We start from the raw sequence: 26,218 nt of genomic DNA on the forward strand, positions 1-26,218 counted from the left end.
TTGTCGCCACGATGAACCACAAGGGGACAAGCATGGCGCTCATAATCGACGACGTGCCGGCCGCAATCCGGCAGGCCAAAAAGGAGCTTCGCGCGGCGTTGCCGAACTACCGGGAGGTCTTCGCGGAAGTCGAAGAATCGATCGGCGCAGCGGCAAAGCGAATCGCAGCGCAGCGCGATTGCGGAGAAAACGTCATTCCGGAGATTCAATACTCCGACATCATCGAACAGCGCGTGACGGCCGAACAGATCGCGCTCGTCAAATCGCGTGGCGCATGTGTGATACGTAGCGTTTTCCCGCGCGCGCAGGTGCAGCAATGGGATGACGATATCGCGCAATACGTCGAGCGGAATGATCTCGACAAGCGCCTCGAAAACCGCGCCGAGGACAAGTACTTCGGTCAGCTGGCCTCGAGCAAGCCGCAGATCTACGGCGTGTACTGGTCGAAGCCGCAAGTGCTGGCCCGTCAGTCGGAATCGCTGACCGCGGCGCGCGTCTTCCTCAACAAGCTCTGGCGAAACGAAAGCGACGGACGCGTTCACTTTGATCCGGAACATGTGCCCGTCTATGCGGACCGTCTGCGCCGGCGGCCGCCGGGTTCGGCATCGCTGGGCTTGTCGGCGCATTGCGACGGCGGCTCGGTCGAGCGCTGGATCGAAAGCAATTTTCGCAAGGTGTATCGCCACGTGTTCTCCGGCAATTGGCGCGAGTACGATGCCTTCGACGCCGCTTTCCGCACGGATGTGCAGGAGATCGCGTCGCCCGCCGTTTGTTCGATGTTCCGCACGTTCCAGGGCTGGACGGCGCTGACGCCGCAAGGCCCGGGCGACGGCACGCTGCAACTCGTGCCCATTGCCAACTCGATGGTGTACATCCTGTTGCGCGCGCTTCAGGACGATGTCGCCGATGATGACCTGTGCGGCGCGATGCCCGGTCGCGCGCTTTCGATCAAGCCGGAGTTTCATGCGCCGCTGTTCGAGGCGTTGTCGTCCATTCCCAAGATGGAAGCGGGCGACACCGTGTTCTGGCACAGCGACGTGATTCATGCCGTCGAAGACGAGCATCGGGGCGCGGGCTATAGCAATGTGATGTACATCGCCTCGGCGCCGTCGTGCGCCAAAAACGACGCGTATCTGAAGCGTCAGTTGCCGAGCTTCCTGAAAGGCGAAAGCCCGCCTGACTTTCCGACGGATCATTTCGAAGTCGACTTTATCGGCCGCGCGACGGCGGATGATTTGACTCCACTCGGCAAGGCCCAACTCGGTTTCAATCTGTAGCTGTAGTACCGGCATGCATGCGCGGTCTCTCTGATCGCGCATGCGTCGCTCGATCCATAACGATAAATTCGGAGACTGCAATGAAACAACAACTGACGTCGGTTGCGACGGCTGTCGCGCTGCTTGTCTCGGGCACTCATGCTGCTCTCGCCGCAGAACAGGTTTCGGTGCTTCACTGGTGGACCTCGGGCGGTGAATCGAAAGCCATTCGGGTGCTCAAGGATGACATGAGCAAACAGGGCTACGAGTGGAAAGACTTCGCGATTGCGGGAGGGGCGGGCGCGGCGGCCATGACGGCGCTGAAGACGCAGGTGATCTCGGGCAATGCGCCTTCGGCCGCGCAGATTAAGGGGCCACTGATTCAGGACTGGGCCGAGCAAGGGATGCTCGTCACGGTGGATGCGCCTGCGGCGGACTGGAAAGCGCACACGCCCGCGCTAATCGATAGCGATATCAAGGCGGGCGGTCACTACGTGGCCGCGCCTTTCTCTGTCCACAGGATCAACTGGCTGTGGATCAACAAGGCGGACCTCGACAAGGTCGGCGGCACGCCGCCGAATACATGGCCGGAGTTCTTCGCGCTCGCCGACAAGTTCCGCGCCGCGGGTATCACGCCGGTCGCGCATGGCGGCCAGCCGTGGCAAGACATGACGATCTGGGAGACGGTCGTGCTGTCACAGGGCGCAGACTTCTATCGAAAAGCCCTCGTCGATCTCGATCAGAAGACACTGACATCGCCGCAGATGATTCAGGTGTTCGAGACCGTTCAGAAGATCCGCTCTTACTTCGACAAGGGCTACCAGGGCCGCGACTGGAACCTCGCCACCGCGATGGTCATTTCCGGCTCGGGCGGCATGCAGTTCATGGGCGACTGGGCGAAGGGCGAATTCGCCAATGCCAACAAAAAGGCGGATGTCGATTATGTGTGCGCGGCTGCGCCTGGAACGTCGAACGCCTATACGTACACGGCGGATGCCTTCGTGTTCTTTCAGCAGAACGGCAAGAAGGACGCGACACCGGGACAGGTCGCGCTCGCGAAGACGATCATGTCGGTGGATTTCCAGCAGCAATTCAGCCTCTATAAAGGCTCCATTCCTGTCAGGCTGGACGTGCCGATGGACAAGTTCGACAGCTGCGCCAAGAAGTCTCGCGCAGACGAGCAGGCGACGATCAAGACGGGCGGGTTCTTGCCGTCGCTCGCTTTCGGTGAACTGCAGTCGCCGGTCACGGCTGGCGCAATCACCGATGTGGTGACGAACTTCATGAACTCGAACGAGGATCCGAAAGAGGGCGTGCGCAAGCTCGCCGCTGCCGCGAAGGTCAAGTAAGCGACGCGCAATCTCACTCACAACAGGAGACAGACTTGAATCCAGTCGCCAAACGTAAATGGCCGCGCTCAGGGCTCGAAACAACGGTGATGGGCTTCGGCGCCGCGCCGATCGGCAACATCTTCAGGCCGATCAGCGAAGAGGATTCGGCGGCTTTGATTAAGGCCGCATGGGACGCGGGCGTACGCTACTTCGACACTGCGCCGATGTACGGACACGGCTTGAGCGAAGCGCGCTGCGGACAGGCGCTGCGCTGGTATCCGCGTGACCAGTTCGTGCTGTCGACGAAGGTCGGCCGCCTGCTCAAGCCGGGCAAGCGCGCCGACATTCAATTCGCGCCGTGGGTCGACGGCCTGCCGTTCGAGATCACTTTCGACTACAGCTACGACGGCACGATGCGTTCTATCGAAGACAGTCTGCAACGTCTCGCGCTGGAGCACATCGATATTGCGCTGATTCACGACATCGATGTCTTCACGCACGGAGAGCGCCAGCCGGAGATGTTTGAAGCGGCGATGGCGGGCGCATCGAAAGCATTGCTCAAGCTACGCGACGAAGGCGTCGTGAAGGCGGTCGGGCTGGGCGTCAACGAGTGGCAGGTCGCTCACGAAGCGATCCGCCGGCAGGATTTCGACTGCCTGCTGCTGGCGGGCCGTTACACACTGCTCGAGCAGGACGCGCTGGACGGCTTTCTGCCGCTGTGCGAAGCAAGACAGGTGTCGGTGGTTCTCGGTGGAGGGTTCAACAGCGGTATCCTCGCGACCGGCGCGATACCGCGCGCCAAGTACAACTATGCGCCCGCGCCCGAAGCCATTCTGGAGCGCGTACGCCAGATGGAGCAGGTATGCCGGGATTTTTCGGTGCCGCTCAAAGCCGCCGCGCTGCAATTCGTTCTTGGGCATCCTGCGATACCGACCAGCATCCCGGGAGTGCGTACTGTCGCGCAACTCGAAGACAACCTGCGGACGTTCCGCACACAGATACCCGCGGAATTCTGGGCCGAGCTCAAACGTCGCGAGTTGATTCGACACGACGCGCCGACGCCTGGATAGCAGTTGAGGTCAGAGCGCGCTCACGCTATAGCGGATTAGCCGGCAGGCTTCGATGAATAGCCATCGAAGCCATTGCAGCTTCACCCACTGCGACGCAGATCTGATTGAGTGAATTCACTGCATCGCCCGCAGCGTAGAGTCCATCCAAACTCGTTCGCTGATGCTTGTCGGTCACGATCATTCCGTCGCTGTCTCGCTCTACATCCAGGCCACTCAACAGGTCGTTTTGAGTGAGGCAGCCGAGCACCGGATAGATGGCATCGAATGCATGTCGGTGACCATTCTCGCAGGCGACGTTCAGCGGCGCCTCGGTGCTGTTCGGTAGATCGAGCGCCACGGTCGCGATCAGATCGATGGCATGCTGTGACGCGAGGGCACGCTCGTCCTGTGTCAGCGCATCCAGATCGGAGGCAATGACTGCTACCTGCTGACAGAACGTGCGAAAGAACACCGCATGCGACAGCGCGCGTGACGCCGGACCTAGCATTCCGATTCGCTTGCCTTGCGCTTCGAATCCGTCGCATATCGCGCAGAAACGGAGCAAACCGCGCTGCGTCAGCCGCACGGCCTCGTCGACCGGCGGAAGTTTGTCGCGAATTCCACAGGCGAGTAGTGCGCGATGTGCGATCAGGGTGCGGGACGAAGAATCGCCATTGCTGCCGTATTCGACGAAGAACCTGCCGTCTTCCTCCGAGATCGTCGTGACGCGTCCTTCGATCACTGGCACGTCGTAACACTCGATCTGACGACGCATCTTGGCGAGCAACTCGTTTCCGTTGATGCCGTTCTCGAAGCCAGCGAGGTTGCGCACGATGGGAATGAGAGACGCTCTGCTGTGACCGTCGTCGATCACGATCGTCGAGCGCCTGAATCGCGCGAGATACAGGGCGGCGGTGAGGCCAGCGGGCCCGCCACCGACAATAATGCAATCGATCGGATCGTTCATCGATGTCTTCGTTTTCGGTCGATAGACCTGCGTTTTGCGTATGGGAGTGCGCACGCCGTTGTCGGACATGCCGCTTGCGTTCAAACTGCGTGAGCAATAGCGATTCCCAGCATGAAGAACGGCGGGTCCGTCTGAGATGAGCGCCGGGTGGCGATGTCTCTATACGCGAGAAATAAAACGATCGGTGAATTTTCCAGGCGGGAAACCAGTAGGCGGAGATCTGGAAAGAATGACCGGCGAACGGCAAGTCACTGATGTTCTGTTCTTATCTACTCGTGCCCCGTATTCGAAGCAAGCCAAAACGACAATGCCCACTCAAGAGTGGGCATTGCGTATTTTTCGAGGACCGCAGCTTTAGCGTTCTGCTCGCTCGACGTTGAGCATGTTCTTGGGAATCGCCAGAATCAGAACGCAACTGACGAGTAGGCAAGCCCCGAGTGCATACGTCCCGTTATTGATATTCCCGGTCAAGTCCTTGGCGACGCTCGTAATCATAGAGCCTGTAAAGCCCGACAGGTTGCCGACAGAGTTGATGAGCGCAATGCCTGCCGCTGCTGCCGTGCCGGACAGAATCTGTCCGGGAAAAGTCCAGTAGATCGGCATGAGGCCGAGGATCGCGCAAGTCGCAACGGTCAACAGAAAGATCGACAGCGGTACATTGTTCGCGAAGTGAGCGCTGAGAATAAGGCCCAATCCACCGATGCACGCCGGAATGGCTGCGTGCAGACGCCGCTCGCCCGTCTTGCGTGAATGTGCCCCGTTCCAGATCATCGCGACGACGGCGCACATATACGGAATGGCCGTCAGTAATCCGATGTTGAACGTGCTCTTCACCCCCGACGCTTTAATGATCGACGGCAGCCAGAATGCCAGACCATAAAAGCCCGTGTTGAACGTCAGGAGGATGAACGTCAGCAGCCAGACGCGCGGACTCTTGAGCGCCGCAGCGACGCTATGCGTCTTCTTGGCGCTTTCCTGTTGAAGGTTCTTGTGCAGCAATGCCTTTTCCGCGTCCGTCAGCCATTTGGCGGACTGAATGCCATCGCCCATGCGGAACAGCACAACGAATGCGACCAGTATCGACGGAATGCCTTCCAGCAACAGCATCCATTGCCAGCCACCCATGCCGAACAGCCCGTGCGTGTGCTCCATCAGCCAGCCTGACACCACGCCGCCGAGGGTAAGGCTTACCGGAATCGCGATCAGAAACCCAGACATGGCGACGCTTTGACGCCGGGCCGGGAACCAGTAGTTCATGTACAGGATGATGCCCGGGAAGAATCCCGCTTCGCACACGCCAAGCAGGAAACGAAGGATGTAGAACATCGTCCCGGTTCCGACATGGAAGAAGCTGGCCAGCGGCGAAATGAAGGCGAGCGCCGAAGACACGATGCCCCACGTCACCATGATCCGGGCAATCCAGAAGCGCGCGCCGTACTTGTGAAGCAGCAGATTGCTCGGCATCTCGAACAGGAAATAGCCCCAGAAGAAGATGCTTGCGCCGACTGCGTAGACGCTGTCGCTGAGTCCGAGTGCATCCAGCATCTGCAGCTTCGCGAAGCCGACGTTCACTCGGTCCAGATAGGCGACCACGTAGCAAAGCAGCAGCAAGGGCAAAATGCGCTTCAGGACTTTCCGGTACAACTGGTCTTCGGCCTCGTCCCCGACGGCTGCCCTGGAGGCGGCAGCCTGAGTGATGGTTGGCATCGTATTTGTCTCCGTACTATGTGTAGTCAGCTAAGTCGTGGCTTGCGCCTGAAGGGGCGCATCCCTTGCATCTTCGAAATGGGCACCGATAGTTACCGGTAACATCAAAGGCGGGGCGGGGCCGGATCGGATGATATGTTATCGGTAACAAAGGTAACACGATCGCATCTCGTGCCGCAAGCTGCGGGAAGTGCCGAGTTGCGACAGGCGAAGTCCGCTCAACACGGCTATGCGATCGGCGCCCCTTAGGCTATGTCTTCCGCAGAACCGAGTCGGATCGCAAGCTGTCTTCGATGAACTGGATCAGCGCGCGCAACGCGCGGCCGTTATTCGCTGCCTCGCCATAGACGGCGATTTCGCATGCGGGTAGCGGCGGCAAGTGCGGGCTCAGGTCCCGCAAACCCGGGTTCCGTGCGAGCGATGACTGCCCTAGTATGGCAAGGCCCGACCCTGCGGCGATGGCCGCCTCGACTCCGAGCAGACTGGTGCACGCGTAGACGACGTCGGCGGGACGTCCGACGGACGCAAGCGCATCGACGGCCATGCGCCGATAGGCACACTGCGGAGGCAGCGCCACCAGCGGCACCGGGCCGCTCTCGCCGAGCTCGAAGTCATCGGCTGCGACCCATCTCAGTGGCTCGGTCCACACCACGCGTCCCCCGCGTTCATCTCCCTCGCGGTTAGCGACGACGACCTCCAGCGCTCCCGATCGCATGTGCTCCAGCAGATCGGCCGACAGTCCCACTTGAACCTCCAGTCGGACTTTAGGATGCGCTTGCCTGAAGCGCGTCAGCACGCGCGGCAGATGATCCGGCACGAACAGTTCGCCGATGCCGAGCCGTATCGTCCCCGTCGCCTCAGAGGCCCGCAAGTGCGCGAGCGCGGCGTCGCTGTCGCGAACGAGGCGCCGAGCGTAGCCCAGCAGCAGTTCGCCAGCGGGCGTGAGTGTCGTGCGGTGGGCGTTGCGCTCGAAGAGCTGTTTGTCTAGCGCTTCTTCGAGCTTCCGAATCTTGAGGCTGATGGCCGATTGCGTCCGTCCGACGCTGGCGGCCGCCGCCGTGAAACTCCCGCCGTCCGCGATCGCCAGAAAGGTTCGGAGGCTGTCGAGATCGAGCCGAGGCGTCGTCATTGCGATGTGCGCGGAAAAGAAAGGCCGGATCTTAGCATTAGCCTCGCTCATGCACGGGATTGGAATTAGTCGTTTTGCAAATGCTGTGGCGGGCGCTATCGTCCTTCTTCCGGATAAGAAGGTCCATCTATGAAAGCTTTTGTATTGAACGAATTCGGCGTCGAAGGGCACGTGCTCGATACGCTTCCGATCCCCGAACCTCAAGCGGGCGAACTGCTCGTCGCCGTGCACGCCTCGGGTGTCAACCCGGCGGATCTCAAGATCAAGGCCGGCGAACTCGGCCCGGCCGCGCCCGCGCTCCCGGCGATCCTGGGCATGGACTTCGCCGGCATCGTCGCGAAGGTCGGGGCAGGCGTCGAAGGTTTCGACGTGGGCGACGCGGTGTACGGCTGTGCTGGCGGCGTCAAAGGCAGAGCCGGATCGCTCGCCGAATACATGGTGGTCGACGCGCGCCTCGTCGCCCCGAAACCGGCCCGCCTCTCGATGCGTGAAGCCGCTGCGCTCCCTCTCGTTGCGATCACGGCCTGGGAAGGTCTCGTGGATCGCGCGAAGGTCAGCCTCGATGAGAAGGTACTGGTCCACGCGGCGGCAGGCGGTGTCGGCCATATCGCCATTCAGCTTGCAAAGATCTTCGGCGCGCAGGTGTTCGCGACCGCATCGACGCCCGAAAAGCTCGCGCTGGCAGAACGCCTCGGCGCCGTGGCGATTCCCTATCGCGACATGTCGACCGAGGACTATGTCGGCCGATACACGGATGGCCGGGGCTTCGACATCGTGTATGACACGGTGGGCGGGCCGACGCTCGAACAGTCCGCCATGGCGACTCGCCTGTACGGGAGGCTCGTTACTTGCGCCGCATGGGGGCAGCACAATCTCGCGCCGGTGCTCGGGCGCAGTCTGGACCTCATCGGCATATTCATGTTGTTGCCGATGCTGACGGGCCAGCGGCTCGAGGACCACGGCGTCATCTTGCGCAAGATTGCAGCGCTGGTGGATGAAGGCAAGCTGTCACCGGTGGTCGATCCCATCCGCTTCCAGCTTGCGGACACCGCAGCCGCTCACGCAAGCCTGGACAAGGGCGAAGCGGTGGGCAAAGTCGTTATCGATATCGTCAATTGAAGAGGAGCAGGTCTCATGTCCGAGGAAGTCACTGTCGTTGCAACGGTTCAGGCGCGAGCCGGGATGGAAGCAGAAGTAGAAGGCATCATCAGAACGTGCGTTTCGGCCACGCGTCACGAATCCGGCTGCCGGCTTTACACCGCGCATACGGACCCGCAGCATGCCGGGCGGTTCGTGTTCATCGAAAGATGGGAGAGCCGCGAAGCGCTCGCCAAACACGAGCAGGAACCGCATTTTCTCGCGATGGCCGAGGCGTTCAAGACGCGCCTTGAAGGGCCGATCGAAGTGCAACTGCTTCGCGAGCTGGTGTGATTCGCTAGATAGCGATGTGGCCCGTTGAGTCGCTGGCGGCCCTTCGTATGCGGATCTCGATCACGTCGAGATCCAGCAAAGGCCAGTCGATCCTATCCGACGCAAATGCCCGGCACGGCGACCTTCTGAAAGAGATGCGGTGAAGTCATCGCCGACGAAGGGTAGGCGGCGAGGCTCGCCCTGAAATCCGGATGACCGAATGCCGCTCGAAAGTGCGCGTTCGACTCCCAGACGGCATAGTTCAAGTACGTGGGACTTTCGCCGACGGCCCGGTGCAGTTGCGTCGAAATGAAACCCGGCTGCCGCTTCATGAATGCCGCGTCGTCCTGCCAGACTTTCAGGAAGGCCTGCTCGTCGGCCGGGTCCAGCGTGAAGACATTCACCAGAACGACAGGGGCAGCGTCGATGCCAAGTTGACGCTCGATCGGAAAAGAAGGGTCAAGCGGTTTCAATTGCAGCATGGTCGGCTCCGTTGGTCGAAAGGACAATGACAGCGATGATCGAATTGAGGGCCGCGTCGCTGCTCCCACATCTGATCGGTCCCGCCGTGCCGAACCAGACATCGATAAGCGCTGTGCTTGGCAAAGGACTTGCTTCAAAGGCCGCCACTCCCGTTCGCCGATGATCCTGTCATGCCGAGACCGTCGTTTTCCACGCAGCTTCTCACGCTCTGGGCCTTGATCGCCGTGCTGTGCGGTCTGCTGAGCGTCGCGGTTTGGCTCATGTTGTCATCGGCGCTCGGCGAGCGTGTCGTGGCCGCGAGGCAGCAAGCGGAAGCTGCCTGCACGGCCGTGGCGTCGCGCTACGACCTGTCGATGCAGCGTTCGGGCGAAACGAACGTCGACCTGATGCATGCGGTGCTCGACCTCGTGCTCGTGCAGACCGAAGGCATCGAAGGCGGCTTCTGGACGAGCCAGCCGCCGTCGAACGCGTCCAACGGCTTCATCGCATACGCATTTCCTACCTATGGCGGCAGCGGCGTCAAGCGCGATATTCCCGAAGCCGAGACGCCGCTCATTCTTCGTACGCTCAAGAGCGCATCGAGCGCCGGAGCGTTGCACGCGGAAACGGTGTCGAGCGGAACGGACGCCGTGCTCGCGGTGGCCTGTCCCGTGCCGCGTCACGCGGCGCTGTTCGCATGGACGCTGACGCGCGCGCGCCCGCCGCTCGGACCATACGGCGAGCGCGCCACCGCCATTCTGGCGAGCGTGCTTGCCGTCATCGTCGTGCTCGCGCTGTTTCTCGCCTTGACGCTGAAGCGCTGGAGACAGAACCTCACGCTACTCGAACAATCGCTCGCGCCCGGCGGCGACTTCGAACGCGGCAAGCGGCTGGAGCGCATCGGCGAGCGCGATCTCGATCAGATCGTCGATGCGCTCAACCGTTACGCCGACCGCGCCGAGCGGCTCAAGCGCGACGCCGACGCGCTGAACCGCAAGCTCGCGCAGGCGGAACGCTTCAGCATGCTGGGAAAGATGGCCGCGCAGATCGCGCATGAGATCCGCAACCCGGCGGGCGCGATGCGTCTCAAAGCGGAGAACGCGCTGGCCGGCGACGGCGCGCGCCGCGAAGCCGCGTTGAAGACGATCATCCAGCAAGTGGGACGCATCGAGTCGCAGGTGACGAGCCTGCTCGCGCTGACGCAATCGGTCACGGTGCATGCGCGCGAAGTCGATCTGCGCGGCTGGCTCGACGATATCGTTCATACGCATGAATCGCGCGCCGAAAGCAGGAACGTCGCGCTGGGTCTGGAAGTCGCAGCTAGCAAGACGCCGCCGGTTTTCGACCCGGCGCAACTCGCCCGCGCGCTCGACAATCTCCTCGTGAATGCGCTCAGGCACGCGCCGTCGGGCGGCAACGTGACGGTTCGCGCATACGGCGTCGAAGCAGAAGAGGGCGGAAGGCTCAGGCTGGAAGTCATCGATAATGGAGCCGGCGTGGCCACAGCCGAGCGGGAGCGGATCTTCGAGCCGTTCGTGACCGGCCGGCCCGAAGGCTCGGGTCTCGGTCTCGCTGTCGTGCGCGAGATCGCGTCGGCGCATGGCGGCCGCGCTTACCTTGCCGACGATTCCAACGTGACGCGCTTTGTGGTCGATCTGCCATGGCGACCATCCTGATCATCGACGACGACGACGCGTTTCGCGAAGGCCTCGCGGAAACCGTGCAGGACCTCGGCCACTCGACGGCCGAGGCGGGTTCCGGCGAAGAAGCGCTGGAGTGGTTGCGCGGGCGTGCGGCGCCTGCCTGCATCTTTCTCGACTTCCGCTTGCCGGGCGCGGACGGCGTCGCCGTGCTGGAGACGCTGCGCGCGACGCCCGGTTTGCAGACCGTGCCGGTGGTGATGCTCACCGCGCACGCAACGAGCGACAACACCATCAGCGCGATGCGTCTCGGCGCGTTCGAGCATCTCGCCAAGCCGGTCGGACGCGACGAGATCGCCGCGCTGCTCGATCGCGTGCTGTCCGCGCAGATGGACGCGCCGGCCACGCGCGCGTTCGCGGACGAAGTCACGTCCGACGAGCCGCAATTGCTCGGCGTGAGCGAGGCCATGCGCGAGGTGCAGAAGCGCCTCGGCCGCGCCGCCGGCACGAACTCGACCGTCCTGATTACCGGCGAAACGGGAACCGGAAAGGAGATCGCCGCTCGCGTGCTGCATCGCGCGTCGGCTCGCGCAAGCGGTCCGTTCGTCGCCGTGAACTGCGCGGCCATTCCCGAAGACCTGCTCGAAAGCGAATTGTTCGGACACGGGAAGGGCGCTTTCACTGGCGCGCAGCGCGACAGGCGCGGGCGAGTCGAGGAGGCGCACGGCGGCACGCTCTTTCTCGACGAAGTCGGCGACATGCCGCTCTCCATGCAGGCCAAGCTGCTGCGCGTGCTCCAGGAAAGGCAGGTCACGCCGCTCGGCACGAACCGCGTCGTCACGGTCGATGTACGCGTGGTCGCCGCCACGCATCGCGACCTCGCTTCGATGGTCCAGGCAGGCACGTTCCGGCAGGACTTGCTGTTTCGTCTGAACGTGATTCCGTTGCATATGCCGCCGCTGCGCGAGCGCGTGGCCGATATCCTGCCGCTGGCCGAGCACTTCCTCGCGGCGGCATCGACGGATGTCGCGCGCAAGCATCTGTCAGCCGATGCTCAACGCCTGCTCGCCACGTTCGCCTGGCCGGGCAATGTGCGCGAGCTTGCCAACGCGATCGAACGGGCGAGCGCGCTCGGCGCCGGACAGGTGCTCACGCGCGACGACTTCGCGTTTCTGACCGCGACCGCGCCGCGAAACAACGCGGACGACGCAATTCCGCAGGCTTTGCTGGAGCTTCCGCTGCCGCAAGCGGTCGCGCAACTGGAGCGCGCGCTGATCGTCCACGCGCTGTCGGCGGCGGGCGGCAATCGCGCCGAGGCGGCGAGGCGGCTCGGAATCAGCCGGCAGTCGCTCTATACGCGCATGTCGGCGCTCGGCATGTCCGAGGCTTCGGCTGGCGCCTGAAGTCGTCAAGGAACTGGACATGCGCTGTCGGGTTCCTTGACACATCGAACCGCTTATTGGCCGCAGAGCATTGAGTTATCGGCGTTTCTCGATTGGCATAGGCCTTGCAGATCACTCTTCGTCAAGCGTAAGGAGTGAATCATGCAACCGACCCGATACCCCAGCCCGAGAAGCGCCGTGCTCGCGGTCCTGCTCGCGGCGAGCGCTGGCTGCGCAGCCCAAGTTCCGCCGCCGTCCGCGGGAACGCCGCCACCGCGACCGGTGGCGTCCGACGCTCCGCCGCCTGCCGTCGCGGGCGCGCCGATGCCTCCGCCTCCGCCTGCGCCGCCACGTCCGGGCGCAGCGCCGGCTCCGCTTGCCGACGCCGCTTCGATGGCGACCACGCAAGGCACCGTCGCGCGCTTCCTCACCAATCCTGACGGCGATGTCGACGGCTTCATGACCGACGACGGGACGCTGGTGCGCTTTCCTCCGCATATGAGCGCGCAACTGACATCGGCCGTTCGCCGGGGCGATGCCGTGCAGGTGACTGGCCGGCGCAACGAAGACGGCAGCTTCGCGGCGCAACGCATCGTCGATACACGGAGCGGCCGGCAAGTGATCGACGAGCCGCCGATGCGCGGCACGCCGGCGTGGCCCCGCGACGCACGCGCCGAAGGACTCTCGCGCCTGAGCGCGCAAGGACAGGTGGCGCGCGTCACGAGCGCGCCTCGCGGCGAGCCCGATGGCGTAATCCTGTCCGACGGCACGGTCATCAAGCTCACGCCACCCGTGGCTCAACGGTTCCCGGCGCTGGTTCGCGCCGGCGCGACGGTATCGGCGCAAGGCTACGGCACGCGCAATCAATACGGCACCGCGCTTCAGGCGACGGCATTCGGCACGCCGGGCAATCTGACGCCGCTCTACGACCGCGCGTCGCCCATGCCTTGACGCGGGCTATCTTAATCATCTACCACTCACACTTAATAAGGACAACGAACATGCACTGGATCGACCCTGCAAGCCTTCCCGAAACACGCGGCGAAGTCACGCACTTTCTATTGAATGCTCACGGTGAAATCGACGGCCTCGTCATCGGCTCACGTCAGGTTCACTTTCCTCCGCACTTGTCGAAGCAGCTCGCGCGGCATGTCGCGCTGGGCGATGAAGTGCGCGTGCGCGGCGTCAAGCCTCGCCATGCAGACATGATCGCCGCCGTTTCGCTGACGACGCGCCGAGGCGTGGTGATTCTCGACGACGGTCCGCATGCGGGCGGCGAGACGCATCACAAACCACACGTCGAACGCAAACCGATGGAAGCCTTCGGCGAAGTGGTGCTTTCCCTGTTCGGTCCGAAAGGCGGATTACGCGGGGCCTTGCTGGACGATGGCACGTCGCTGCGCATGCCGCCTCATGCCGCGGCCGAACTGGCGGCTTACCTGAGTCCGGGCGCGCACGTTCACGCCTGGGGACACGGCGTGAAGAACCGGCGCGGCCGCACGATCGAAGTCGATGAAATAGCCGAACTCATCGACGCGCCCGAAGCGGCCTGACGGACTGTCCATTCGTTCAAGGAGCATGTGTCATGTTGAGCTGGGTGCACTTCGGGGACCTTCATGCCTCGGGCGACGACCAGTACGAGAGTCTCGATCATCTGAAGTCGATGATCCGCCTCGTCAATCGCCACTTGTCCGACCGGGTGGACTTCGCGTTTCTTCCGGGCGACAACGCGAACAACGGCACGCCCGAGCAGTACGGCAAGATAGCCGATGAAGTGGCCCGCCTGACGCTGCCGCTTCATGCGATACCCGGCGATCACGATTACGAGCCCGGCCACCTCGACGCCTTCAACGCCTTTGCTAACGCCGCGTTGCCGATGTCGCGCATCGTGAAGGGCCACCGGTGCATCTTTCTGGACGTCGTATCCGCGGGACGGGGCGGGCCGGACTTCAGGCTGTCGGGTCCTGATTTTCAGTGGCTCGAGCAAGAGCTCGCGCTATCCGCTCGCGACCCGGAGCTGCCCGTCGTCTTCATGCACGCCTATCCCGGCGATATCGCCGATGGACACGCGCTCGCTTCGGCGTTCGCGCGCGCGAACGTCGCGATGGTCGACACCGGGCACACGCACTACAACGAGTTGCTCAACGACGGCTGGGTCGTCTATGCAGCGACCCGTTCGACCGGACAGATCGAAGAAGACGATGGTCGCCCGGGATTTTCCGTCGCGGCGGTGGATAGCGGTGTCGTGAGCTGGAAGTTCCACCCGCTCGATGCCTCGTGGCCCTTCGTCATGATCACGCGTCCGTCCGACAGGAGGCTGCATCGCAGCCGCTCCGCGACGAGAAACGTGGACGCGACGCGCGTGCGCGTGCTGGTTTCCAATGACGATGTCGTGTCCGTCACCGGCCATCTCGACGGCATGCCGATTCCGTTCTCCCGCAGCGCCGACGAGACCGGCATCTGGCAAGCGGTTCTTCCGGCTGCAGCAACAGGTTACCGGGCGCGCTTGACGGTGACTGCCCGCACCGCTGACGGGCGAAGCGGCGAGGACTCGATCACGCTGCAACCGGCAGGGCATGCGGACAAGCACCTCAGGCACCACGCCGCGCTCGGCACGGATGCGCACGCCGTGGAACCCTGGCCCGAGCACGGCATCCTCGGCTCGCAGCTCGGCCCCAACAAGAACGGTCGTCATTGGTGAACCATGAATCCCCAGTACGCGCTCGAAGGACTGAATTTCTTCATGGCCGATGTGCAGGCGGGCATCGGGCCGTTTCTCGGCGTCTTTCTTCAGGCACAGGGCTGGCACCCGGAGGCCATCGGCACGGTCATGACGCTCGGCGGCATCGCGGGCATGCTCGCGACCTCGCCAGCCGGCGCGCTCGTCGATGCCACGCATCACAAGCGCGGCATCATCGTGATCGCCGGGGTCATGACCACGCTCGCGTCGCTCGTGCTGTGGCTGTCGCATGGTTACTGGATCGTGGCGGCCTCGCAGATTTGCACGGCCGTGACGGGGGCCGCGCTCGGTCCGGCCGTGGCCGGCGTGACCTTGGGCATCGTGCGCGAAAAGGGCTTCGACCGGCAGTTCGGCCGCAATCAGGTGGCCAATCATGCGGGCAACGTGGTGGGCGCCGCGCTTTCGGGCTGGCTCGGATGGCGATACGGCTTCGGCGCGGTGTTCGTGCTCGCCGGCGTGTTCGGCGTCCTGACGATCATCGCGACGCTGCTCATTCGACGCGACGCGATCGATCACGACAGCGCGCGCGGTCTCGGCGGCGCGGCATCAAAGGAGCATGAACGCGCGCATCCGCATGAACATGCAAGCGGCTTTCGCGTCTTGTTGACCTGCCGTCCCTTGCTGCTGCTCGCGGCGGCGCTCGCCATGTTCCATCTGGGCAATGCGGCGATGCTGCCGCTCTACGGCCTCGCGGTCGTCGCGGCGCATCAGGGCGATCCGAGCGCGTTCACCGCACAGACCATCGTCGTCGCTCAGCTCGTGATGGTGGCCGCCGCGTATTTCGCGAACCGCCTCATCCAGCGTATCGGCTACTGGGGCGTGATGCTCATCACGTTTCTCGCGCTGCCCGTGCGCGGCGTGGTCGCCGCGATGTTCATCACCGCGTGGGGCGTCTGGCCGGTGCAGGCGCTCGACGGCATCGGCGCGGGGCTGCAAAGCGTCGCGGTGCCCGCGCTGGTCGTGCGGCTCTTGCAGGGCACGGGACGGGTGAATGTCGGGCAGGGCGTCGTGATGACGGTGCAGGGTCTCGGTGCCGCGCTGAGTCCCGCGCTCGGCGGCGTGCTCGCGCAACACTTCGGCTACGCGAGCGCCTTTCTGGTGCTGGGCGCCGTATCGACGGGATCGCTCGCGCTGTGGCTCCTCTTCGGCAAAACGCTCAAGAAAGCGTGCGGCGTTCGCCGCGACGTCACTCACGAATCTCGTCTCGCCATATGAATCCGACCTTTCTCTCCTGGGGCATTGCGTTCGCCGCCACTGCCGGCGTCATCTTGCGGCCGTTTCGCTGGCCCGAGGCGATCTGGGCCGTGGCGGGCGCCGTCATGCTCGTCGCGCTCGGGCTGCTTCCTGCGCAGCTCGCGTGGCAAGCGGTCGGCAAGGGCACGGACGTTTATCTGTTTCTCATCGGCATGATGCTGCTGTCGGAACTCGGCCGTCGCGAAGGCCTTTTCGACTGGGTCGCGGCGCATGCCGTGAACTATGCCCACGGATCGCCTCGCAAGCTCTTCCTGCTCGTCTATCTCGTCGGTGTCGTGGTGACGACGTTCCTCTCGAACGACGCGGCCGCCGTCGTGCTCACGCCCGCCGTGTTCGCCGCCGCGAAGAAAGCACGAACGAAGCCGCTTCCGATGCTCTATGTCTGCGCGTTCATCGCCAACGCAGCGAGCTTCGTCTTGCCGATCTCGAATCCGGCCAATCTCGTGCTCTATGCGAACCACACGCCCGCGCTTGGTCTCTGGGTGGCGCGCTTCGCGTTGCCCTCGGTGATGTCGATCGTCGCCACGTTCGTCATGTTGCGCTGGACGCAGCGTAAGGCCCTGAACGGCGAATGCGCGCGCGACCTGCCCGTCGAAAGACTCAGCGCGAACGGCAAGGTCACGCTGGCGAGCATCGGCGTGACGGCGGTCGCGCTGCTCGTCGTCTCGGCGTTCGACCTGCAACTCGGTTTGCCGACGGCGATTCTCGGCATCCTGACGGCGCTCGTCGTGTTGATCAAAGAGCGCGAGTCACCGGTCAAGCTCGTCAGCGACATATCGTGGAGCGTGTTGCCGCTCGTCGCGGGCCTTTTCGTGCTGGTCGAAGTGCTCGATCACACGGGCGTCATACGCGAGATTTCGGGGCTGCTGAGACAGTCGACGCAACACGATCAGTCGATGACAGCGGCGGTATCGGGACTCGTCATCGCCTTCGGCAGCAACGCGATCAACAATCTGCCCGCCGGGCTCATCGCGAGCGCGACGGCCTTGCAGGCGCACAGTCCGGAGCGCGTCATCGATGCCCTGCTGATCGGCGTGGACCTCGGCCCGAATCTCTCGATCACCGGCTCGCTGGCGACGATTCTCTGGCTATCGTCGATCCGGCGCGAAGGCGAAGAAGTGAGCTTCATGCAGTTCCTGAAAGTCGGCATCGTCGTCATGCCTCCCGCGCTCGTGCTGGCGCTGGGCTGCCGGCTGCTGACCGGGCATTGATCTTCACAGACGGAGGACGAGAATGAGCAGCGCGTGGATTTATCCCTTCATCATCGTGGGCGGCGTTCTTCAGGCTGCGGGCGCGCCGATCAATGGCGAGCTCAAAGCCGCGCTCGTCAATCCGTGGCTTGCGTCGAGCGTGTCGTTCCTGCTCGTCACGTTCCTCGCCATCGCGTTGTTCTGCATACAACCGACGCCGTTGCCGACGCTCGACGCTTTGCGCGGCATGAAGTGGTGGGCGCCGCTCGGGGGCATCGTAGGCGCCGTCGCGGTGTTTGCCGGTCTGACGCTCGTGCAGAAAGTGGGCGTCGGCACGCTCAATGGCCTGACCATCTGCGCGAATCTGGTCGCATCTGTCGCGATCGACCACTTCGGATGGATCGGCGTGGCCGAGCATCCGCTGAGCGGGCTGCGTGCGCTCGGCACCGTGTTGATGATCGCGGGCGTCGCGCTCGTCATGCGATTCTGAGGCTTCTCGACTGGCCGCTTCCTGGATGGTGCCAGCGCGCGCGCTCGTACTGCGCAGTCGCTTCATGAAGCGTTCGAAAGGCGACCGCCTGCGGCTCGTTCAGCGGGACCGGGCGGCGCGCACCTCCTCTCGTTTCACTAGGTTGCCAGAACGGCGCTCTCGATTGCGCGGTTGAGTTGCCCCACATCCACTGGTTTCGTGAAGTGGAAGTCGAATCCGGCGTCCGCGGTGCTTGCGCGGTCTTGCGGCTGACCCCATCCGGTGATGGCAATCAGCGTTACGTCCTTCGTAGAAGGCATGGCGCGGATGTGGCGAGCGACGTCGATTCCGCTGATGCCGGGCAATCCCAAGTCGAGCAGAATCACCTTCGGACTGTAGTGGCCGAGAAGCGCGACGGCCTCCTCGCCGGAATAGGCGGTCCGTACTTCGTGCCCCTCCATTTCCAGAAATGCTGTCATGGCGTCGGCCGCGTCGACGTTGTCATCGACGACCAGAAAGCGATGCGTCGCAACCGACCAACGATCGAGAGCCGGGACGCGCGGCGGAGCCGGCGGTGACAGTACGCGCGACGCGGCTGGCAGATGAATGGAGAAGCGGCTCCCCCGATCCTTGCCACCGCTGGACGCGGTCAGTCGGCCTCCATGCAGCTCGATCAGCGATTTTGACAGCGCCAGCCCGATGCCAAGACCACCCTGGCGGTGCTGATCGCGATTCACCTGCGAAAACATGGCGAAGATCGCGGACAACTTGTCCGGCTCGATGCCGATGCCGTTATCCTCGACCGACAGGACGATTTCCGCGTCATTTGCCGTCGCCGTGAGTTCGACGCGCCCGCCCGGTGGCGTGTATTTCGCGGCGTTCGTCAGCAGGTTGGCGAGCACCTGCGCGAGTCGAAGGCGATCCGCCTTGATATGCAATGGCCGGGCGGGAGGCTTGATAACGAGCTCGTGCCCTTTGCCTGCGAGGATCGGCCGCGCGACCTCGAGCGCTTCGTCGACCACCTCCCGCAGCGCAACCGTTTCTGGGCGCAACTCCAGCGCCCCGCGCGTGATGCGCGACACGTCCAGCAGGTCGTCGAGTAAAAGCGCCATGGCGGCCGACTGGCGGCGCAGCACGTCGATGCACCAGCTTCTTCGTTCTTCGCTCAAGCCCGGCTGTTCGAGTATCTCGGCAACCTGCCTGATCGGCGCCAATGGGTTGCGCAACTCGTGCGCGAGCGTCGCAAGAAACTCGTCCTTGCGGCGGTCGGCCTCCGAAAGCGCCCGTTCGGCGCGCACGCGCGGCGTCACGTCGACAAACCAGGCGACGACGGAACCTTCCAGCGACGCCGCGACCACATGAAACCACTGCTCGCCGTTTTCACCCTCAACGCGTACGTCGAAGGCCTCGCGTCCCGGACGCTCGGCAAGCGGCGCGAGTCGCTCGAGCAGAACATCGGCGTCCCAGCCAGCCGGACGCACAAACGAAGTCGAACTGCCGATCACCACCGCAGTGTTCTGATTGAATAGCGCGGCGGCCGCCTCGTTGAGGTAGTCCCATCGAAGCTCGGCGATACGGCGTTCGCGCACGACGGGCGTGAGGATGCAAAACGGCACGCCGGCGCTGTCCAGCGCCACGTCGAACCGGTGCCGGGCGTCGCGCTCGACTTGCAAGAGGCGATCGGCGGCATCGCGTGTCGCTGCTTCTGCTTTTCCTGCGCGCCGTGCCACCTTGGCCAATTGCTGTCCGGCCGTGACCAGAAATGCGCCGACCACCGAGTACGCGAGCAACACGATCTGATCGTCCTGCTGCGGGACCGCGAAAGTGCCGATAGGTTGCATCCAGAGCGCGCCGAACGCGATGCCGCTTACGAGAAGCAGCAGCCCCGACAACGCCCCGAACAGCACCGTGATGAGCGGAAGGGTGGCGCTGATGAAGAGGAAGGTCAGCCGTCCGTGCGCCACGAGCGTCAGCGCCTGCTGAGCCAGTAACACGACGGCAGTGGATGCAGCACCGAACAACAAGCGCTGCTTCAGGGAATGTTGCGCGATGCGAACGATCATCGCTTCGCCTCCGGGTGTTTCAAGGTCTTTCGTTTCATGCTGGATGTCGTCGTCATACCTGTCGGTATCGTGCTGAGCGATGCTGATCGCTACGTTCGGACTCCGCGGAGTGATGACCGATTAGTCATCCTCGCGGCAGACAAAAAAAAGCGCCGACTCCGTTTCGGGAGCAGCGCGGAAAGTTCGTCAAAAATCCGAGGGCCGTTGACGAACCTGAGAGAAATGCAATTGTAAGGACAACCCGGATTGCGGTCTAATACGGTGTGCTGATGCGGGCGATCACTGATTCTTATAGGCGGTTTTTTTACTCCCCGCGTTCGATCCCGGTCTGTTGCCTGTTCGCTCTGCGCATCCGACAAGACGATTCCGGCTTACCATGACGGGCATAAGCGAGCCAGGCGGGACGGTCGGAAAGCAAGGATCACTCATCATGCAGACACCAAACGCGGGTCGAGGCCGGCGCAATTTTCTTCGCAAGTCTGCGGCGCTGCCGTCGACGTTCCTGCTGCTGGCGCTCGGCGATGCGTATGGACGGCCCGGCGAAGTCTCGGCGACGCCCGCGTGCGCAGGCGAAGACGCGCCGACGCGGCAGCAGACGGCAGGTCCGTTTTTCCTGCCGCACTCGCCGCAACGGGCATCGCTGCTCGAACCGGGCATCGATGGAACGAGGATCGTCCTGACTGGCCGGGTGGTTTCGACGCAGTGCAGGGCAGTTTCCGGGGCTTTGCTCGATTTCTGGCATGCCGACGACGCCGGCGAGTACGACGTCAAAGGGTTTCGGCTCCGCGGCCATCAATTCGCGGACAGCGAAGGGCGTTACCGGCTGGAGACGATCCTTCCCGGGCTATACCCCGGACGAACGAGACATATCCATGTGACGGTGCAGCCGCCGAACGGGGCGATTCTGACCACGCAACTGTATTTTCCCGGCGAGCAACGCAACGCTCAGGATTCCCTGTTCGATCGCCGGCTATTGGTTGCGATCGACAAGGCCGGCGAGCGAAAGGCGGCCCGCTTCGATTTCGTCCTCGCTTAAGTAACGCGTGGGATTTGCAAACGCGCGGCGGTCCGCGCATGCGCGTGTCACTGCGAGGCCCGGGAACGCTCGATGCGCCACAGTTGCGTCTGGAGGCGCGGGCCGTTTTCGGGCTTGAACCAGCTCATGTCCTGTATGTGGGAGCTCGTGATATAGACCGCGCCGTCGGGGCCTTCGGAAAACGTGTCGGGCCAGCGTAGCCGCTTGTCCTGAACGACGGTTGCGATGCGATCCCCGTCACGAACCTTGACGGCGTCCTGTTCGATAGCGCTCAAGTAGAGCCGCCCGTGCGCATCCATCCAGAGACCGTCCGTCGGCTCCGTCTGCGCGACAGCCTGCACGCGAGCTTCCAGGTCCTTCTCCGCGAGACGCGGGTTCTGCAATGCGTTCGTCGCGATCCGATAAAGCGTGCGGCCGGTCAATGCTTTCCAGTAGAGCGTGCCGCCATCGGGCGAAAGCGCAAGGCTGTCGGCGGCGAATTCGACGCCACGTCCGTCGGGCCGGCGCAGCTCGTGTCCATCGGTGCGTACCACGACATCCTTCTCCGGCTGCGTGCTCGGGTGGCCGTCCAGAACGCGTCGAGCCTTGCCGCGCTGCAAGTCCACGACGACGAGCGCTCCCTTGGCCCCGGCATCGGTCAGATAGGCATACCGTCCGTCCGGCGAGAAACGCACATCGTTCAGATAGCTTCCCTGAGGCGCGACGGTCTCGTCGAAGCGAATCACCTGCGCGACCTTGTTCGCCTTCAGATCGATTCTCACCAGCTTGGGGCCGCCCTTCACGACCGGTGCCGTCGCTGGCGCGGCCGGGTCGACGACCCAAAGATTCCCGCGCGCATCCGCCACGACGCTCTGAACGCACACGAAGTGATCACCGGCTGACACCTGGTTCTTCTTGGCGTTGCGCCACGAATTCCATTCTTCGTCCGGATAAGCTTTGATCTGGCCGTCGGGCGTCAGTTCGGCAACCGAGATGGGCGCATCTTCTGTCCAGCGCGGGAAATTGACGAAGATGCGCCCATCCTTTGAAACGGTCACGCCTGTGACCTGATGCTCGAAGCTGGCGACCTGTTGCAGCCGGGCCGTGTCTGGTGAAGCGCCAGATTGCTCCTGAGCGAAGGATGCGTTAGCAAGAAGTGTTATCGCCAGAATGGCGGATGCGGCTGTGAATCGGGTCATGGCTATCTCCTCGGGCGGCACTTACGACATGCGTCGAACTCACGGCGCGAACACGGCACGGACGCAGCCGTCGGTCTTGTGCTTGAACATGTCGTAGCCGCGTGGCGCCTCTTCCAGCGAGAAGCGGTGCGTGGCGAGATAAGCGGGACTCAATTCGCCCTTCTGTGCGTGCGAGAGCAGCCGATCCATATAGGCCTGCCCGTGCTGCTGGGCGCTGCGCACCGTCATGCCCTTGTTCATGATGGCGCCCATCGGAAACTTGTCGATCAATCCGTAGACGCCGAGCACCGACAGGGTGCCGCCTTTGCGGCAAGCCATCACGGCCTCGCGCAACGCCTGGCCACGGTCCGTTTCCAGACGCAGCGCCTGCTTGACGCGGTCATACGCGTATTGCGGCCCGGTGCCGTGCGCTTCCATCCCTACTGCGTCGATGCAGGCGTCGGGTCCGCGCCCGCCCGTCATTTCCATGAGCGTGTCGAGAACGCTGTCGACTTGCGTATAGTCGATCGTTTCCGAGCCGGCATGCTCGCGCGCCATCTGCAAGCGCTCGGGGAAGCGGTCGATTCCGATGACCCGCTCGGCGCCCATCAGACGCGCGCTTTGCTGCGCCATCAATCCGACGCCGCCGCAGCCCCACACGGCGACGGTGTCGCCCGGCTGGATGTTGCAGAAGTCGGCGCCCATGTAGCCGGTCGGGGCGGCATCCGAAAGAAACAGCGCGGTCTCGTCCGCGACGCCGTCGGGGATCTTGAAGCAGTCGTTGTCGGCAAACGGCACCCGCACGTATTGCGCGTGCGCGCCCGCATAGCCGCCGAAGGCGTGGGTGTAGCCGTAGATGCCGGCCGTCGTATGTCCGCCCAAAAGCGGTGCCTGCAGTTCGGGCTTCGGGTGTGTGTTGTCGCACAACGAGTAGAGCGAATGCTGGCAATACCAGCACTGTCCGCACACGATGAATGAAGGCACCACGACGCGGTCGCCCTTCGCGAGGCGCTTCACCTCGGGACCGATGTCCTCGATGACGCCCATGAACTCGTGGCCGATGACATCGCCGGACTTCATCGTCGGGATATAGCCATCGATGAAGTGGAGATCCGAGCCGCAGGTGGTCGACAAGCTGACGCGCAGGATCGCGTCATGAGGGTTGATGATCTCCGGGTCCTTGACAGTCCCGACGCGCAAGTCATTGACCCCGTTCCAGTACAGTGCTCGCATGCTCGTTCTCCTTAGCGCTTCGTTGCGCGAGCAGCGGGCTGCCGCTCAGTGGTGGGAATCTCGCCGGTTTCGACGAGGCTCTTGAAGCGCCGCAGCGCGTTGTCGGCGATCATGTTCAGCGGCGTGTCGCCCAACAGTTGGACCAGGCCTTGGCCGAGCGCGCCGCCGGGCGGATCGAAGCGAACATGCAGTGTCGCTACCGTGCCGCGGTCGTTCGGGGCGGCGTCGAAGCGGATGGAGCCCTCGTTCGCAATGGCGGCGCCGGGCAGCGAGCGCCAGCCGATGCTCCCGCCGGGTTCATCGACGATCTCCGATTCCCATTCGTAGAGGCGACCGAGGGGCGTCTTCATCTCCCAGCGCATGCGGTTTTCGCCGATCGGGCGTAACGTCGCGAAGCCTGCCATGAGTTGCGGGAGCGTGCGGGGGTCGACCCAGCGTTGACGGAGCGCGTCCGCCGGCTTGCCGATGGTGATGGCACGCTTGGCCTCTGGCTCGGCGCGCGCGCGTCCACTGTGCGCCTTGTCATTTGCTCTGCCGCGTTGGAGCGGGGCACCGCGCCCCGCGCTCCACACGGCCGTGCCCGCGCAAGCCGTGAGCGCGAGAGCCACGGCACTGTTCTTCCGGCCTGCGAGTCCTGAAACGATGAGCGCCGCGCTTAGCGCCACCGGAATCCAACCCATGCGTTGCATGAGCTCACCGGGCGAGACGCCCGACGGAATGTGGCCGCGCCCCAACGATCCGTGCGATCGGATAGCAACGATGTTGCTTGCCATGACTAATGCTCCTGGGAGTTCACTGCCTCGCTACGCGGAAGGGCTCCGTGCAGCGAGATCGCTGACATGTAGCGCGACGTGCGTGCTCACGCCACGCGTGGCCATGAATCGCGGAACTGCGCCGTGGGCTGCTTCGCCCAAAGTGTGGCTGGCCGGTTCGCGGTTCCATGGACCTCGACAAGTGCTTTTTACTCCGTCGCCGCTACCATCGCGGCGGCGCTTGGCTAGCGTCCGGGATGCAGGACAACCTTGGTCCAGCCATGCTCGCGCACGTCGAAGTGTTGATAGGCGTCGGGCGCCTGGTCGAGCTTCAACTCATGAGAAACGATGAACGACGGCTTCGCGCGTCCCACCGAAATGAGATCGCGCAACTGCCGGTTGTACGCCTTGACGTTGCACTGACCCGTGGCAATGTGCTGGCCTTTGAACCAGCACTTGCCCCAGTCGAACGCAATCTTTCCCTGCTTCGCCAGTTCGTCCTGCGCGCCCGGATCCTGCGGAACGAACACGCCGACCACGCCGATCCCGCCAGTGAACTTGACCGACGACACCAGATTGTTGATCGTCAGATTGGGATGCTCATGGCGTTGCGGAGCCGGATCGTGACACTGGTAACCGACGCATTCGCAGCCCACGTCCGCGCCTATTCCGTGTGTCAGGTCCATCACTCGCTGCACCGGGTCGTCCTTGGAATAATCGATCGCAATGGCGCCGATCGACTCGGCCAGCTTCAGCCGGTCGGGATGGCAGTCCACCACCATGACGCTGCGTGCGCCCTTGATCATGGCCGAGTGCGCGGCCATGAGACCCACTGGTCCCGAGCCATAGATCACGACCGAATCACCGGGCCGCATGCCGGCTAGTTCTGTGGCGTGCCAACCGGTGGGGAAGATGTCGGCGCACATCACGTAGTCGGTCTGTTTCTCCTCGGCGCCCGGCGGCAGCTTCAGAGACATGAAATCCGCCCAGGGCACTCTGAGATACTCGGCCTGGCCGCCCGGCCACGGTCCCATGTCCGCAAAGCCGAACGCACCGCCCGCGATACCCGGCCCGTTCGCGTGCAGGCAGAACGCGGTGAGGCCGCGCTCGCAGTTCACGCAGTGGCCGCAACTCACATTGAATGGCAGGCACACCCAGTCGCCGGGCTTGATGCGCTCCACGGCCGGTCCTACTTCTTCGACGACGCCCAGATTCTCGTGACCGAAGATGCGCCCTTGCTCGAAGTCGGTTCGGCCTTCGTACATGTGCAGGTCGGACCCGCAGATGTTGGTACTGGTGATTCTGACGATGGCATCAGTCGGGCGCTCGATCTTCGGGTCAGGCACGTCTTCTACGGCGACCTGGCGAGGACCGCGATATACGACTGCTTTCATAGTTATCTCCTGAAAAGGCGACTGCAAAGAGCCTGAGCCGCACAGAACTTGTGCGGCTACCGGCGTCGAACACCCGCAGGCGTACCTGTCGGACGGTGGGTATCCTGATCTATCGGCACGTTGCTTTCGGCGCTAACGTCCCCGTGGGCGGGCATATGAAGAAGTCTTCTAGACAGTACGGCAGCTCCATTTAAACTGTTCAATAGGAGTACTAAGTGCATAACGAAGCGCTATCTGATCGATGTCGCCCGTGCGAATAGGGCAGCGATCCGCGTGCCCGCCGGCTATCCGTGCCTTATTGACTCACTAGTTCGGTACCGTTGACTTCGGCAACTTACATCGAAGTTAGGCCTTGCCGCAGAATTACTGCGTGGGCCAATTGACGTCGTCGCGCGTGGTTAGAGTTTCCGTTACGGACCCGCCATGCACGGCTTGCCTTTAAGCGCGTGACGAAGCGTCGTGCCGCGTGGAGAATTGATTTGCCGGTCGCTTTGCAGGTTTTGCAAGACGGCTTGAAGGAAGTGGTTCCCGGACACGCCGTGCTTGCGTGGTGCGCGACCATTCACGGCAATGGGGGGCAGATCGTCTCTAAGTACT

At 63.4% G+C, this 26,218-nt stretch carries 23 protein-coding genes; 14 read left to right on the top strand and 9 right to left on the bottom strand.

Going from position 1 to position 26,218, the window contains the following annotated elements:
• Positions 1-32 precede the first annotated feature (32 nt).
• The 3 genes from HWX53_RS16340 (at position 33) to HWX53_RS16350 (ending at position 3,657) form a co-directional block, all read left to right on the top strand.
• On the top strand, positions 33-1,277 hold the full coding sequence (locus HWX53_RS16340) for a DUF1479 domain-containing protein (RefSeq protein WP_175942706.1): 1,245 nt from the start codon (positions 33-35) through the stop codon (positions 1,275-1,277).
• An 80-nt stretch (positions 1,278-1,357) separates the two neighbouring features.
• A complete protein-coding gene (locus tag HWX53_RS16345) occupies positions 1,358-2,605 on the top strand; it encodes an ABC transporter substrate-binding protein (RefSeq protein WP_175942708.1) in 1,248 nt (415 codons plus the stop codon).
• Positions 2,606-2,640: 35 nt separating this feature from the next.
• Positions 2,641-3,657, top strand: coding sequence for an aldo/keto reductase (locus HWX53_RS16350; protein ID WP_175942710.1), 1,017 nt, complete (start codon positions 2,641-2,643; stop codon positions 3,655-3,657).
• Positions 3,658-3,682: 25 nt separating this feature from the next.
• On the opposite strand, the gene HWX53_RS16355 is transcribed toward HWX53_RS16350, so the two are convergent.
• From HWX53_RS16355 to HWX53_RS16365, 3 genes are all read right to left on the bottom strand, one after another.
• On the bottom strand, positions 3,683-4,603 hold the full coding sequence (locus tag HWX53_RS16355; protein ID WP_175942713.1) for an NAD(P)/FAD-dependent oxidoreductase: 921 nt from the start codon (positions 4,601-4,603) through the stop codon (positions 3,683-3,685).
• A 354-nt stretch (positions 4,604-4,957) separates the two neighbouring features.
• Complete coding sequence (locus HWX53_RS16360; protein ID WP_175942715.1) at positions 4,958-6,310, bottom strand: MFS transporter; 1,353 nt, start codon at positions 6,308-6,310, stop codon at positions 4,958-4,960.
• Positions 6,311-6,560: 250 nt separating this feature from the next.
• Positions 6,561-7,610: a LysR substrate-binding domain-containing protein gene (locus HWX53_RS16365; RefSeq protein WP_175942716.1), complete on the bottom strand. Its 1,050-nt coding sequence runs from the start codon at positions 7,608-7,610 to the stop codon at positions 6,561-6,563.
• Here HWX53_RS16365 and HWX53_RS16370 point away from each other — a divergent pair.
• The gene (locus HWX53_RS16370) at positions 7,569-8,558 is read left to right on the top strand and encodes a zinc-dependent alcohol dehydrogenase family protein (RefSeq protein WP_175942718.1); all 990 of its coding nucleotides are present in this window, start codon (positions 7,569-7,571) and stop codon (positions 8,556-8,558) included. The two genes, HWX53_RS16365 and HWX53_RS16370, sit on opposite strands and share 42 nt — an antisense overlap.
• A 15-nt stretch (positions 8,559-8,573) precedes the next feature.
• Positions 8,574-8,870 carry a putative quinol monooxygenase gene (locus tag HWX53_RS16375; protein ID WP_175942720.1) on the top strand — a complete coding sequence of 99 codons (297 nt, stop codon included), beginning with the start codon at positions 8,574-8,576 and terminating at the stop codon, positions 8,868-8,870.
• A 92-nt stretch (positions 8,871-8,962) separates the two neighbouring features.
• Here HWX53_RS16375 and HWX53_RS16380 read toward each other — a convergent pair whose 3' ends face one another.
• The gene (locus HWX53_RS16380; RefSeq protein WP_175942722.1) at positions 8,963-9,331 is read right to left on the bottom strand and encodes an antibiotic biosynthesis monooxygenase family protein; all 369 of its coding nucleotides are present in this window, start codon (positions 9,329-9,331) and stop codon (positions 8,963-8,965) included.
• 171 nt (positions 9,332-9,502) lie between these two features.
• On the opposite strand from HWX53_RS16380, the gene HWX53_RS16385 reads away from it, so the two are divergent.
• The 8 genes from HWX53_RS16385 (at position 9,503) to HWX53_RS16420 (ending at position 18,007) form a co-directional block, all read left to right on the top strand.
• On the top strand, positions 9,503-10,987 hold the full coding sequence (locus tag HWX53_RS16385; RefSeq protein ID WP_175942724.1) for a HAMP domain-containing sensor histidine kinase: 1,485 nt from the start codon (positions 9,503-9,505) through the stop codon (positions 10,985-10,987).
• Positions 10,972-12,354: a sigma-54 dependent transcriptional regulator gene (locus HWX53_RS16390; protein WP_175942726.1), complete on the top strand. Its 1,383-nt coding sequence runs from the start codon at positions 10,972-10,974 to the stop codon at positions 12,352-12,354. Before HWX53_RS16385 ends, HWX53_RS16390 begins: the two co-directional genes overlap by 16 nt.
• A gap of 141 nt (positions 12,355-12,495) precedes the next feature.
• On the top strand, positions 12,496-13,284 hold the full coding sequence (locus HWX53_RS16395) for a hypothetical protein (RefSeq protein WP_175942728.1): 789 nt from the start codon (positions 12,496-12,498) through the stop codon (positions 13,282-13,284).
• A gap of 50 nt (positions 13,285-13,334) precedes the next feature.
• On the top strand, positions 13,335-13,886 hold the full coding sequence (locus tag HWX53_RS16400) for a hypothetical protein (RefSeq protein ID WP_175942730.1): 552 nt from the start codon (positions 13,335-13,337) through the stop codon (positions 13,884-13,886).
• A gap of 32 nt (positions 13,887-13,918) precedes the next feature.
• Positions 13,919-15,034, top strand: coding sequence for a metallophosphoesterase (locus tag HWX53_RS16405; RefSeq protein WP_175942732.1), 1,116 nt, complete (start codon positions 13,919-13,921; stop codon positions 15,032-15,034).
• A 3-nt stretch (positions 15,035-15,037) separates the two neighbouring features.
• Positions 15,038-16,288 carry an MFS transporter gene (locus HWX53_RS16410; RefSeq protein WP_175942734.1) on the top strand — a complete coding sequence of 417 codons (1,251 nt, stop codon included), beginning with the start codon at positions 15,038-15,040 and terminating at the stop codon, positions 16,286-16,288.
• A complete protein-coding gene (locus HWX53_RS16415) occupies positions 16,285-17,538 on the top strand; it encodes an arsenic transporter (RefSeq protein ID WP_175942737.1) in 1,254 nt (417 codons plus the stop codon). Before HWX53_RS16410 ends, HWX53_RS16415 begins: the two co-directional genes overlap by 4 nt.
• A 22-nt stretch (positions 17,539-17,560) precedes the next feature.
• On the top strand, positions 17,561-18,007 hold the full coding sequence (locus tag HWX53_RS16420; protein WP_175942739.1) for a DMT family transporter: 447 nt from the start codon (positions 17,561-17,563) through the stop codon (positions 18,005-18,007).
• Between the two features lie 137 nt (positions 18,008-18,144).
• Here HWX53_RS16420 and HWX53_RS16425 read toward each other — a convergent pair whose 3' ends face one another.
• Complete coding sequence (locus HWX53_RS16425) at positions 18,145-20,049, bottom strand: ATP-binding protein (RefSeq protein WP_175942741.1); 1,905 nt, start codon at positions 20,047-20,049, stop codon at positions 18,145-18,147.
• A 430-nt stretch (positions 20,050-20,479) separates the two neighbouring features.
• Here HWX53_RS16425 and HWX53_RS16430 point away from each other — a divergent pair, with 430 nt between their 5' ends.
• A complete protein-coding gene (locus HWX53_RS16430) occupies positions 20,480-21,085 on the top strand; it encodes an intradiol ring-cleavage dioxygenase (RefSeq protein WP_175942743.1) in 606 nt (201 codons plus the stop codon).
• A gap of 47 nt (positions 21,086-21,132) precedes the next feature.
• Here HWX53_RS16430 and HWX53_RS16435 read toward each other — a convergent pair whose 3' ends face one another.
• From HWX53_RS16435 to HWX53_RS16450, 4 genes are all read right to left on the bottom strand, one after another.
• Positions 21,133-22,284: a major royal jelly family protein gene (locus HWX53_RS16435; RefSeq protein ID WP_244140152.1), complete on the bottom strand. Its 1,152-nt coding sequence runs from the start codon at positions 22,282-22,284 to the stop codon at positions 21,133-21,135.
• An 18-nt stretch (positions 22,285-22,302) separates the two neighbouring features.
• Complete coding sequence (locus HWX53_RS16440) at positions 22,303-23,475, bottom strand: zinc-dependent alcohol dehydrogenase (RefSeq protein ID WP_175942744.1); 1,173 nt, start codon at positions 23,473-23,475, stop codon at positions 22,303-22,305.
• An 11-nt stretch (positions 23,476-23,486) separates the two neighbouring features.
• Complete coding sequence (locus HWX53_RS16445; RefSeq protein WP_208454793.1) at positions 23,487-24,083, bottom strand: SRPBCC family protein; 597 nt, start codon at positions 24,081-24,083, stop codon at positions 23,487-23,489.
• Positions 24,084-24,472: 389 nt separating this feature from the next.
• Positions 24,473-25,621: a glutathione-independent formaldehyde dehydrogenase gene (locus HWX53_RS16450; protein WP_175942746.1), complete on the bottom strand. Its 1,149-nt coding sequence runs from the start codon at positions 25,619-25,621 to the stop codon at positions 24,473-24,475.
• Between the last annotated feature and the right edge of the window lie 597 nt (positions 25,622-26,218).

Origin of the sequence: Caballeronia sp. BCC1704 (assembly GCF_902833455.1) — a bacterium.
Classification (GTDB): Bacteria; Pseudomonadota; Gammaproteobacteria; order Burkholderiales; family Burkholderiaceae; genus Caballeronia.